The sequence below is a fragment of the Pseudomonas sp. GW821-FHT01A09 genome (assembly GCF_058986725.1).
In genome coordinates this window covers 103,068-114,567 of record NZ_JBYSWB010000020.1, presented here as the reverse complement: position 1 = coordinate 114,567, position 11,500 = coordinate 103,068, and the positions used below count along the sequence as shown (strand labels likewise).

At 60.4% G+C, this 11,500-nt stretch carries 9 protein-coding genes; 2 read left to right on the top strand and 7 right to left on the bottom strand.

The features are described 5' to 3' along the window. Positions 1–870 precede the first annotated feature (870 nt). From ntrC to glnA, 7 genes are all read right to left on the bottom strand, one after another. Positions 871–2,307, bottom strand: coding sequence for a nitrogen regulation protein NR(I) (gene ntrC, locus AC3WJP_RS20965; RefSeq protein WP_226504144.1), 1,437 nt, complete (start codon positions 2,305–2,307; stop codon positions 871–873). Continuing rightward, positions 2,304–3,389 (bottom strand): nitrogen regulation protein NR(II), encoded by a 1,086-nt coding sequence (gene glnL / locus AC3WJP_RS20960; RefSeq protein WP_493723723.1) that lies wholly within the window; start codon positions 3,387–3,389, stop codon positions 2,304–2,306. The genes ntrC and glnL overlap by 4 nt, the downstream gene beginning before the upstream one ends. Positions 3,390–3,757: 368 nt before the next feature. Beyond that, on the bottom strand, positions 3,758–4,189 hold the full coding sequence (locus tag AC3WJP_RS20955; RefSeq protein WP_493723722.1) for a cupin domain-containing protein: 432 nt from the start codon (positions 4,187–4,189) through the stop codon (positions 3,758–3,760). Positions 4,190–4,312: 123 nt separating this feature from the next. Continuing rightward, on the bottom strand, positions 4,313–4,981 hold the full coding sequence (locus AC3WJP_RS20950; RefSeq protein ID WP_493723721.1) for a DUF4124 domain-containing protein: 669 nt from the start codon (positions 4,979–4,981) through the stop codon (positions 4,313–4,315). Then, positions 4,978–5,514, bottom strand: coding sequence for a DUF4124 domain-containing protein (locus tag AC3WJP_RS20945; RefSeq protein WP_493723720.1), 537 nt, complete (start codon positions 5,512–5,514; stop codon positions 4,978–4,980). Before AC3WJP_RS20945 ends, AC3WJP_RS20950 begins: the two co-directional genes overlap by 4 nt. A gap of 97 nt (positions 5,515–5,611) precedes the next feature. Continuing rightward, positions 5,612–6,157, bottom strand: coding sequence for a chorismate mutase (locus AC3WJP_RS20940; protein WP_493723719.1), 546 nt, complete (start codon positions 6,155–6,157; stop codon positions 5,612–5,614). A gap of 149 nt (positions 6,158–6,306) precedes the next feature. Beyond that, positions 6,307–7,713, bottom strand: a complete 1,407-nt coding sequence (glnA, locus tag AC3WJP_RS20935) for a glutamate--ammonia ligase (RefSeq protein WP_493723718.1) — start codon at positions 7,711–7,713, stop codon at positions 6,307–6,309. Positions 7,714–8,044: 331 nt separating this feature from the next. On the opposite strand from glnA, the gene thiI reads away from it, so the two are divergent. Both thiI and typA read left to right on the top strand, forming a co-directional pair. Beyond that, complete coding sequence (gene thiI / locus AC3WJP_RS20930; protein WP_493723717.1) at positions 8,045–9,499, top strand: tRNA uracil 4-sulfurtransferase ThiI; 1,455 nt, start codon at positions 8,045–8,047, stop codon at positions 9,497–9,499. A 136-nt stretch (positions 9,500–9,635) separates the two neighbouring features. After that, positions 9,636–11,456 (top strand): translational GTPase TypA, encoded by a 1,821-nt coding sequence (gene typA, locus AC3WJP_RS20925; protein ID WP_493723716.1) that lies wholly within the window; start codon positions 9,636–9,638, stop codon positions 11,454–11,456. Positions 11,457–11,500 lie beyond the last annotated feature (44 nt).

Below are 11,500 nucleotides of genomic sequence, written 5' to 3'. Positions count from 1 at the left end.
GGGAATCTCCGGCCTGCCTGTACCAAAGCTCCCAAGAACCATCGTGCATCGCCGGTGTAGCGGCTCGGCGTCTGCGGTGCTGCGTGTAAAAGAGGGAATCTCCGGCCTGCCTGTACCAAAGCTCCCAAGAACCATCGTGCATCGCCGGTGTAGCGGCTCGGCGTCTGCGGTGCTGCGTGTAAAAGAGGGAATCTCCGGCCTGCCTGTACCAAAGCTCCCAAGAACCATTGTGCATCGCCGGTGTGGCGGCTCGGCGTCTGCGGTGCTGCGTGTAAAAGAGGAAACCCCGGCCTGCCTGTACCAAGGTCCCCAAGAACTGCTGTGGATCGCCGGCGGGGTGTGCCAGCATCTACGGTGTAAAGAAGGGAATCTCCGGCCTGCCTGTACCAAAGTCCCCAAAACTGGGTGGATTGTCGGGTCTTACTCGAGTGCCCGTACGTTCCGGTGTAAAGAAGGGGATTCCCGGCCTGCCTGTACCAAGACCCCCAAAACTGTGTCTTGCAAGGGTTATTGCAGGCGTCGTGCCAGTTTCGTTTCTGGATGTAATAAAATTTATCTAAATGTGTTTTTCTGCCGTGAAAGCCTTTGTTTACGGGCCTCCAGGAATTTGCCGGGCGAGTGAATGTCGCCTGCGGGAGTATTCGGTTAGTGCGTTCAGCTTTGTCCGTTTTGGTTCATAACGCCTTGCGGCGGTGCATTCCGATGCTCGTGTGCACCAAAGCGCGGAGTTTCCGATTCGGTACTTTTTCAGGTGGTCGCATTACCAATGTGGCGAGGGGGCTTGCTCCCGATACGGTGTGTCAGACGAATAGATGTCATTGACACACCGTATCGGGGGCAAGCCCCCTCGCTACATTTGCAGTAGGAGAATCAGGCGTCGTCGCCATCATCCTCGTCGCCGCCATCGATCTTCATGCCCAGCTCCTTGATCTTGCGCGTCAAGGTGTTGCGGCCCCAGCCCAGCAGCACCGCAGCATCTCGGCGGCGTCCGGCAGTGTGCTTTAGCGCGGTCTCGATCATGATTCGCTCGAAGCTCGGCACGGCGCTGTCCAGCAAGCTCGACTGCCCCCGCGCCAGGGCCTGGTCGGCCCACTGGCGCAGGGCCTGCTCCCAGTTGGTCACCGGTGCGCTGTCCTGCGGCAGGCTCAGCAACTCTGGCGGCAGGTCGCTGACATGCACCTCGCGCCCCGAAGCCATCACCGTGATCCAGCGGCAGGTGTTCTCCAGCTGACGCACGTTGCCGCCCCACGGCAGGTTCTTCAGGTATTCCTCGGTCTCGCTCTTCAGCAGCTTGGGCTCCACCGCCAGTTCCTGCGCCGCGCGACTGAGGAAGTGCTTGGCCAGGGTCGGGATGTCTTCACGACGATCCGACAGGCGCGGGATATGAATACGGATGACGTTGAGGCGGTGGAACAAGTCTTCACGGAACTTGCCGGCATGCACCAGGGTTTCGAGATTCTGGTGCGTAGCGGCGATGATGCGCACATCGACCTTGACTGGTGTGTGCCCGCCCACGCGATAGAACTCGCCGTCGGCCAGCACGCGCAACAGCCGCGTCTGGGTATCGGCCGGCATGTCGCCGATCTCGTCTAGGAACAGCGTGCCGCCGTCGGCCTGCTCGAAGCGGCCACGGCGCAGGTTGGCGGCGCCGGTGAACGCGCCTTTTTCATGGCCGAACAGCTCGGATTCCATCAAATCCTTGGGGATCGCCGCCATGTTCAAGGCAATGAACGGCGAGGCCGCCCGCGGGCTGTGGCGGTGCAGCGCGTGCGCCACCAACTCTTTACCGGTGCCCGACTCGCCGTTGATCAACACGGTGATGTTGGAGTGGCTGAGGCGGCCGATGGCGCGGAAGACTTCCTGCATCGCCGGGGCTTCACCGATGATTTCCGGCGTGCGGGTCAGCGCCGGGACTTCGGCCAGGCCTTGCTGCTCCTGAGCGTGCTGGTTGGCGCGCTTGACCAGCGATACGGCTTCGTCGACGTCGAACGGCTTGGGCAGGTATTCGAAGGCACCGCCCTGGTACGACGCCACGGCGCTGTCGAGGTCCGAATGCGCGGTCATGATGATCACCGGCAGGCGCGGGTGCTGTTCGCGGATGCGCGCCAGCAAGTCCAGGCCGCTGGCGCCGGGCATGCGGATGTCGGAGATGATCACGTCAGGTTGCTGGCGAGCCAGGCGACTCATGACGCCATCGGCACTGTCGAAACTCTGTGTGGTCATGCCTTCTTGCTGCAAGGCTTTTTCCAGCACCCAGCGGATGGAACGGTCGTCATCGACGATCCAGACAGTTTCACTACGGCTCATGACGAAGCGGCTCCTTGTTCCAGCGGCAGGAAGATCGAAAATGTGGTGTGGCCGGGATGGCTCTCACACTCGATCAATCCTTGATGCTGACTGATGATGTTCTGGGTAATGGCCAGCCCGAGACCGGTACCGTCGGGCCTGCCGCTGACCATCGGATAGAAGATTGTTTCCTGTAGTTCGGCGGGGATGCCCGGACCGTTGTCGATGATCTCGATCTTGCTCACCAGCCGGTGACGCGTGTGGCCAATGGTGAACTGACGCATGGCGCGGGTGCGCAGGCTGATCCGCCCCAGGCGCAGCTCGTTCTGGCCGCTGATGGCCTGCATGGCGTTGCGGACGATATTGAGCACGGCCTGGATCATCTGCTCCCGGTCGATCAATACGTCCGGGATGCTTGGATCATAGTCGCGCACCAATGTGATGCCACCTTGGGTCTCGGCTTCGACCAGGCTGCAGACCCGTTCGAGCACCTCATGAATGTTGGTCATCGCCAGCGACGGCAGCTTGTTGGAGCCGAGCATGCGGTCGACCAGATTGCGCAGGCGATCGGCCTCTTCGATGATGACGTTGGTGTAATCCTTGAGGCTTTCTTCCGGCAGCTCGCGGGCCAGCAGCTGTGCTGCGCCGCGGATACCGCCCAGGGGATTCTTGATTTCGTGGGCCAGGCCGCGCACCAGCATCTTGGTGGTTTCCTGCTTGGACAGCTGCGCTTCTTCCTTGGTGATGCGCAGCAGACGGTCGCGCGGGTGGACTTCGAGCAGCAGCAGGGTCGCGCCTTGGCTGAGAATCGGCGTCACGGCGTAGTCGACGGTCAAGGTCTGGCCGGTGAGCGCGGTCAGCATCGCTTCGCGCTTGGTGAAGGGGTGGGCTTTTTCGACGGCCTGGCGCAGGGAGCTCAGGGCCTCGGCCGACTCGGTGAACAGTTCGCTGATAAACTGCCCATGGCTGCGCTGGCCGCTGATGGCCAGCAGCATCTCGGCTGCCGGGTTCATGTACTCGAGGCGCAGATCGGCGTTGAGCAGAATAGTGGCAGTGGTGAGGTTGTCGAGTAACAGTCTGTGCAGTGCATCACTGATGGTCATTAGCTGTCGTTGACCCCTTTTGGCCCATTGCAACGCCCGGCGAGTCCGGCTTGCGTGCGCGAATAGTCTGCTGATGCACTGAAACTGCAAAAACCAAACCAAGGCTCCGAAAAGAAGCGCTTATTTATCGAAATAGTGCAAACACGGCCCATTTGGTGACGCGCTCGGGCGTAAGCAGGCCTATAGCGAACCAAAATGGGCTAATGGGTGATCTGGCTCGCAAAATTATGCACCAAAATGTTTCATCGCCGTTCAGGTTCGGCTTGGAGGAGGGGATTGTCTTCAAGCAGCATGGCAATCGTGGGGAACGCCGAGGTGATCCGGCAGCGCTGGAGTAGCGCTGCCGGGCCAGGAGGGTAGGACCCGGTTTACTCGGGCACTGGAATCGACGGGGGCATGTCCTTGCTGCCGGCATAGAACACGATCAACTCGGTGGGTGTCGCCCCCGAGGTGCCGCGGTGATGGCGTTCGACCATTTCCGCCAGCGCATCGCCCTGGCCCAGCACCGTGCGCTGCTTGCCGTCCTTGGTTTCGACGGTCAATTCGCCGGACAGGACATACGCGGCGTTAGGCATCGGATGCTTGTGCCAGGCGAGCGTGGTGTTTGCCGGGATCGTTATTTTCAGCACCGAGAGCTCGGCCGCACCGGTCGGGTAGGCGCCATAGGGCGTGCCTTCCCACGACGCTTCACTTTTGAGCAGCACTGATGATTGCACGCTGGCAGGTTGGCTGGCGCTGGCATGGGAGGCTGCAAGAAGCAGGGTGAGGGTGCAAGCAAGGCGAGTGATTGGACGTAACATAGGCTGTTTGCTCGATTTTCGTTGTTGTGAGCAGCGCAGCTTAGGGAGGTGACTCTGGGGTTTTAATCCCCATTCATTGCCTTTCGCCAGTGTGATGGGTATGGCTTTGTTACAAGCCTTGACTCAGCTGTCAGCAGGCTTCATCGACAACGGGCATTGCGGCCGTACGCCGTAGTCGTCCTCTTCGCACGGCTTGGCCGACAGTGGGCATTCCGGGCGCACGCCCCAATCGGCGTCTTCGCAAGGATCGTTGCGGCGCTTCTGCGCCAGGGAGATGCGTTGCATGTTCAGCTTTTGCGGCGGCGTGCGCTCAACGGTTTCGCCATCGCTGTCGATGATTTCGGCGGCCAGTTGATGCAGGCCGCGGTCCACCGGTTTGATCATCATCACCGGGCTAGTGCCCGGTGTGCCCACCGGGTTGCCATCCAGCAGAATCTGGTACTGGTCGCCCTCGTGCAGCGGTGGATCGCTGGTCACGGTGACCACCAGTTCGCCGCTGCTCTGGTTGACCGTGCCGTCGGGCTCAGGCGCGAGGATGCGCAGCATGTCGTAATGCGTGACCACCTTCAGCGGGGCCTTGCTGGCAGGCGTCGCCGGGCTCTTCTTCACCGTGAGCTGCGTCTGATTGAGCTTGTTGCTGGGGGGGAGCGGCACGCGCTTGGCGTTCTTGCGCGGCTGGTCGGTGAATACCTGATTACCCTGGGCGTCGGTGTAGGTGTAGACCTCGGCCTGGGCGAGGCTGGCAGCGCTCAGCAACAGCAAGAACAGCGTGGTCAGGGCAGAGCGCTTCATGGCTTGGGCCGAGCAGGCGAGTTGACGCTGATGCGCTGCACCGTGAACGTCTGCGTGGCGCTGGTCTGCAGCACCGCGCCGTTGTTGAGCACCTGCACCGCAAGGCTGTGATCGCCGCGGTCGATGTCCACCAGTTGCATGACCGGCACATTGCTCGGCTGGCCATAGGGCTGCCCGTCGAGTACCAGTTGCAGCAGGTCGTCGCCGAACAGCTTGGGTTCCAGGTGCACGCCCACCGTGAAGCTGCCGCCATTGGCGCGCAGGGCTTCTGCGCCAGGCAGGCCGGTCAGCTCCAGCACCGCATAGGGCGGTTGCCGTGGCACGTCGGAAGGCGCTTGCTTGCTGGGGCCAGGCGCCGTGCGCGGCTGGCTCTCGATGCTGTTGAGGGGCGGCAGCTCGACGGTCTCGGCCTTGATGCCCTCGGGCTTCTGGCTGCTGTAGGCAGTGTTGCCGGCGGCATCGGTGTACTTGTAGATCTGCGCCGAGGCCGGCAAAGCGACCAGCAGCAACAGGCAGATAAGGCATGAACGCATGAAGGTTTCCATGGCAACAATAGGCGCGATCGCTGGATCGCCTTGACCGGCATCAGCATAGAGCAGATCGCGCCCCGTCGGTAAGCCGAGAATTCCCTCAGGGCTGCGCGCAGAGTTCAGCGGTAGCGCGGATCAGCGCCAGGCGTTGCAGCTCGTCGTCAGCAGCCTTGTGCGTCGCCGTCGCCAGCCACTGCGGGCATTGCGGATCGGCGCGGGAAACGGCAAAGGCCGCCAACTGCTGCAGCAGGCGTTTTTGCAGGACGTCGAGCTGCGGGCGAATGCTCCCGACCAGATCGGGGCGCGGTGAATCCGGCGCTGCGCCGGCGAGCGTCCAGCGCGACAGCAGGGCGTACTGGCGCAGTTTGTTGGCCTCTATCTGGGCGGCGAAAAACTGCCCGACCAGCGCGCCATCCAGTTGGTATTGCGGCGCCAGGGCCACGGCACCGGTGATCACTGTCTGTTCGCGGGGGCGATCTTCGACGGCCTTGTGACTGTCCCATTTGCTCAGGGCCACTTGGTCGGCGATGGCCAGGCGCTCCTGGATGCTGTGCATCAGTGGGTCGAGGCTGGCGGGGGCGGCGATGGCTTGGGTGCAAGCGGCGATAGCGCTCAGGAACAGCGGCAGGAAGAGAAATCTGGGCATGGGCGGGGGCTCGATCTTGTTGGAATTGGATCGGGCATTGTCTGCAACAAGTATGGGAGCGGCAAGCACGAGATCTGTGCAAAAGGTGTGCTGGCGCGCGCCCATAAAAAAGGCCACCCGAAGGTGGCCTTTTTCAAATCAAGCTGGGTTTAGACGCTGTAGTACAGGTCGTATTCCAGTGGGTGCACGAAAGTGCGGACCTTGATTTCTTCTTCGCTCTTCAGCTCGATGTAGGCATCGATGAAGTCGTCGCTGAACACGCCGCCCTTGGTCAGGAACGCACGGCCTTTGTCCAGTTCTTCCAGTGCTTCTTTCAGGCTGCCGCACACTTGTGGGATCTCTGCTGCTTCTTCTGGCGGCAGGTCATACAGGTTCTTGTCGGCGGCATCGCCAGGGTGGATCTTGTTCTGGATACCGTCCAGGCCGGCCATCAGCAGTGCTGCGAAAGCCAGGTACGGGTTGGCAGCCGGATCCGGGAAACGTGCTTCGATACGACGGCCCTTAGGGCTGGAGACGTAAGGAATACGGATCGAGGCAGAGCGGTTGCGCGCCGAGTAGGCCAGCATTACCGGAGCTTCGAAACCTGGTACCAGACGCTTGTAGGAGTTGGTAGCCGGGTTGGTGAAGCCGTTCAGGGCCTTGCCGTGCTTGATGATGCCGCCGATGAAGTACAGGGCGGTGTCGGACAGGCCGGCATAGCCTTCGCCGGCGAAGGTGTTCTTGCCATCTTTGGAGATGGACATGTGCACGTGCATGCCCGAACCGTTATCGCCATACAGAGGCTTGGGCATGAAGGTAGCGGTACGGCCGTAAGCGTCGGCAACGTTGTGCACGCAGTACTTCAGGGTTTGAACTTCGTCGGCCTTCTTCACCAGGGTGTTGAAGCGTACGCCGATTTCGTTCTGGCCGGCGGTGGCGACTTCGTGGTGGTGAACTTCGACGAACTGGCCCATTTCTTCCAGTGCGTTGCACATGGCGGTACGGATTTCGTGGTCGTGGTCAACCGGTGGCAGCGGGAAGTAGCCGCCTTTGATGCCAGGGCGGTGGCCTTTGTTACCGCCGTCGACGTCGCCGTCGGTCATCCAGGCAGCCTGTTCGGAGAAGATCTTGAACATGGAGCCGGAGATGTCGGACTTGAATTTCACTTCGTCGAAGATGAAGAATTCTGGTTCCGGGCCGACGAACACGGTGTCGCCGATGCCTGTGGACTTCAGGTAGGCTTCGGCGCGGTGCGCGATGGCACGTGGGTCGCGGTCGTAGCCTTGCATGGTCGACGGTTCGATGACGTCGCACACCAGGATCAGGGTCGGTTCTTCGGTGAACGGATCCAGAACGGCGGTTTCGTCGTCCGGCAGCAGGATCATGTCGGAAGCTTCGATGCCTTTCCAGCCAGCGATGGAGGAGCCGTCGAACATCTTGCCGACTTCGAAGAAGTCGTCATCCAGTGCATCACGCGCGGGCATGGTGACGTGCTGCTGCTTGCCTTTTGTGTCAGTGAAGCGCAGATCAATCCACTTAACGTCATGATCTTTGATGAGTTGAACCGACTTCGACATGTTGTCCTCCGGGGTGGATTAGGGCTGGGTAGTGGTAGCCCTGTAATTTTGGTGATGCCGGGCGCGAATAGTCGGCCAAGGCAACCTGCCTCACAAGAGAGCAATTTGCATGCCAGTGCCCCGAGATGGGCTTTGACGCCAATATTCAAGGTTTAAGGGCACTTAGGGCGTTTTTTGTACAACGCCAGGCACCTTTATGGTGCGGATTAATTTGCGTTTGATCTGTTTTGGTGCGCAGTAATCCGTCTGTACGATATCTGGTTAAACCTTGAGCAATTTCCGCTATAATCCGCCCCCCTGTTTTCAGACCGACCCTTCGCGCCCAGTTTTCATGAAACTAATCGTAAAAGTCTTCCCCGAAATCACCATCAAAAGCCCGCCTGTGCGCAAGCGATTCATTCGCCAGCTGGCGCGCAACATCCGGCTGGTGGTCCGCGACCTGGACCCACAGCTGGTGGTCAATGGTGTCTGGGACAATCTCGAAGTCGAGACCCGCGTGGAAGACCCGAAGGTGCTGCGCGAAATCACCGAGCGTCTGAGCTGCACGCCCGGCATCGCGCACTTTCTGCACGTCAACGAGTACCCGCTGGGTGATCTCGACGACATCGTCGCCAAGTGCAAGGCGCACTTCGGCGACCAACTGCCTGGCAAGGTCTTTTCGATCCGCTGCAAGCGTGCCGGCAAGCACAGCTTCACCTCGATGGACGTCGAGCGCCACGTCGGCAGTCAGCTGCGCCGTGAATGCGGGGCCGCCGGCATCGATCTGAAGAAGCCCGAAGTGGTGGTGCGCATCGAGATCCGCGACAAGCGCCTGTTCGTCATCCACGGTCAGCACGACAGTGTCGGCGGTTACCCGCTGGGCGCCCTGGAGCAGACCTTGGTGCTGATGTCCGGTGGGTTCGATTCCACCGTGGCCGCCTATCAGATGATGCGCCGTGGTCTGATGACCCATTTCTGCTTCTTCAATCTCGGCGGCAGGGCCCACGAACTGGGGGTCATGGAGGTCGCGCACTTCCTCTGGAAAAAGTACGGCAGCTCCCATCGTGTACTCTTTATTAGTGTTCCTTTCGAGGAAGTCGTCGGCGAAATCCTCGGAAAAGTCGACAACAGTCACATGGGCGTCATTCTCAAGCGTATGATGTTGCGCGCAGCCACGCATTTTGCCGAGCAACTGCAAATCAATGCGCTGGTGACCGGAGAGGCGATTTCGCAGGTGTCGAGTCAGACACTGCCCAACCTTTCGGCCATCGATCGGGCGACCGAGATGCTGGTGTTGCGGCCGCTGCTGGCCAGTCACAAGCAGGACATCATCGACCAGGCGGTCGAGATCGGTACTGCAGATTTCGCCCGGCACATGCCGGAATATTGTGGGGTGATCTCGGTCAACCCCACCACCAACGCCAAGCTGCCGCGCGTGGTTCATGAAGAACAGAAGTTCGACATGGCCATTCTGGAGCGGGCGTTGGAGCGCGCCAGGCTGGTGTCGATCGATAACGTGATCGACGAGCTGGGCCAGGACATCGATGTCGAAGAGGTCGCCAGCGTCACGGCGGGCCAGGTCGTCATCGATATCCGCCACCCCGATGCCCAGGAAGACCAGCCACTCGAGCTGGAGGGCATCGAGGTTCAGGCGCTGCCTTTTTATGCCCTGAACAACCGTTTCAAGGAACTGGATATCACCCGCCAGTACCTGCTGTATTGCGACAAAGGCGTCATGAGTCGCCTGCATGCTCACCATTTGCTCAGTGAGGGGCATGCCAATGTGCGCGTTTATCGACCGAGCTAAGTGCCCGGGGCTGTTTGCCTGTGGCCTGCGTCACCGGCCCCCCGACGCCGCCTTGTGGCTGTAACGGCCGTAAGGACTCTACTGTTAATCGCTGTCACGACCTGTCAGCAAACTGAACACTCAACGAGACACACAAGTGATCGAGAATCTACGTAACATCGCCATCATCGCCCACGTTGACCATGGTAAAACCACCCTGGTCGACAAACTCCTGCGTCAGTCCGGCACTCTGGAGCGCAACGAGCTCAACGACGAGCGCGTGATGGACTCCAACGACCAGGAAAAAGAGCGCGGTATTACCATTCTGGCGAAAAACACCGCCATCAACTGGAACGGCTACCACATCAACATCGTGGACACCCCGGGCCACGCCGACTTCGGCGGCGAAGTCGAGCGCGTGATGTCGATGGTCGACTCCGTGCTGCTGCTGGTCGACGCCCAGGACGGCCCTATGCCGCAAACCCGTTTCGTGACCAAGAAGGCTTTCGAAGCCGGCCTGCGTCCGATCGTGTGCATCAACAAGGTCGACCGTCCAGGCGCGCGTCCTGACTGGGTTCTGGACCAGATCTTCGACCTGTTCGACAACCTCGGTGCCACCGAAGAACAGCTGGACTTCAAAGTCGTCTACGCCTCGGCCCTGAACGGCATCGCCGGTCTGGATCACACCGACATGGCCGAAGACATGACCCCGCTGTACCAGTCGATCGTCGACAACGTTCCGGCTCCGGCCGTTGACCGTGACGGTCCGTTCCAGATGCAAATCTCGGCACTGGACTACAACAGCTTCCTGGGCGTCATCGGTGTTGGCCGTATCGCGCGTGGTCGCGTCAAGCCGAACACCCCTGTCGTGGCCATCGGTGCAGACGGCAAGCGTCGTAACGGTCGTATCCTCAAGCTGATGGGTCACCACGGCCTGCACCGTGTGGACGTCGAAGAAGCTGCAGCGGGCGACATCGTCTGCATCAGCGGTATGGACTCGCTGTTCATCTCCGACACCCTGTGCCACCCGGACACCGTCGAAGCGATGAAGCCGTTGACCGTCGACGAGCCAACCGTTTCCATGACCTTCCAGGTAAACGACTCGCCGTTCTGCGGTAAAGAAGGCAAGTTCGTCACCAGCCGTAACATCAAGGACCGTCTGGACAAAGAGCTGCTCTACAACGTTGCTCTGCGCGTTGAAGAAGGCGACTCGGCCGACAAGTTCAAAGTCTCGGGCCGTGGTGAGCTGCACCTCTCGGTACTGATCGAAACCATGCGTCGCGAAGGCTTCGAAATGGGCGTCGGTCGTCCGGAAGTGATCATCCGTCAGGTTGAGGGTGTGAAGCAGGAACCCTTCGAAAACGTCACCATCGACCTGCCAGAAGAGTCTCAGGGCAAGGTCATGGAAGAGATGGGCCTGCGCAAGGGCGACCTGACCAACATGGTGCCGGATGGCAAAGGCCGTGTTCGTCTGGAATACAACATCCCTGCTCGTGGTCTGATCGGTTTCCGTAACCAGTTCCTGACCCTGACCAACGGTGCTGGCATCCTGACCTCGATCTTTGATCGCTACGACGTCATGAAGTCCGGCCACATGTCCGGTCGTCAGAACGGCGTACTGGTTTCGGTTGAAACCGGCAAGGCGCTGACCTACTCCCTGGAAACCCTGCAGGCGCGCGGCAAGCTGTTCGTCGAGCACGGCCAGGAGATCTACAACGGTCAGATCGTTGGTCTGAACAGCCGCGACACCGACATGGGCGTCAACCCTACCAAGGGCAAGAAGCTCGACAACATGCGTGCTTCGGGCAAAGACGAAACCATCGCTCTGGTTCCACCTGTTCGCTTCACCCTGGAACAGGCTCTGGAATTCATCCAGGACGACGAGCTGTGCGAAGTCACGCCTAAGTCGATCCGTCTGCGCAAGAAGATCCTGGACGAAGGCGAGCGTACCCGCGCTGCCAAGAAAGCCAAGAACTGATAAGCAGTCTGGTTGAATGAAAACGCCCCCCGGCAGCGATGCCG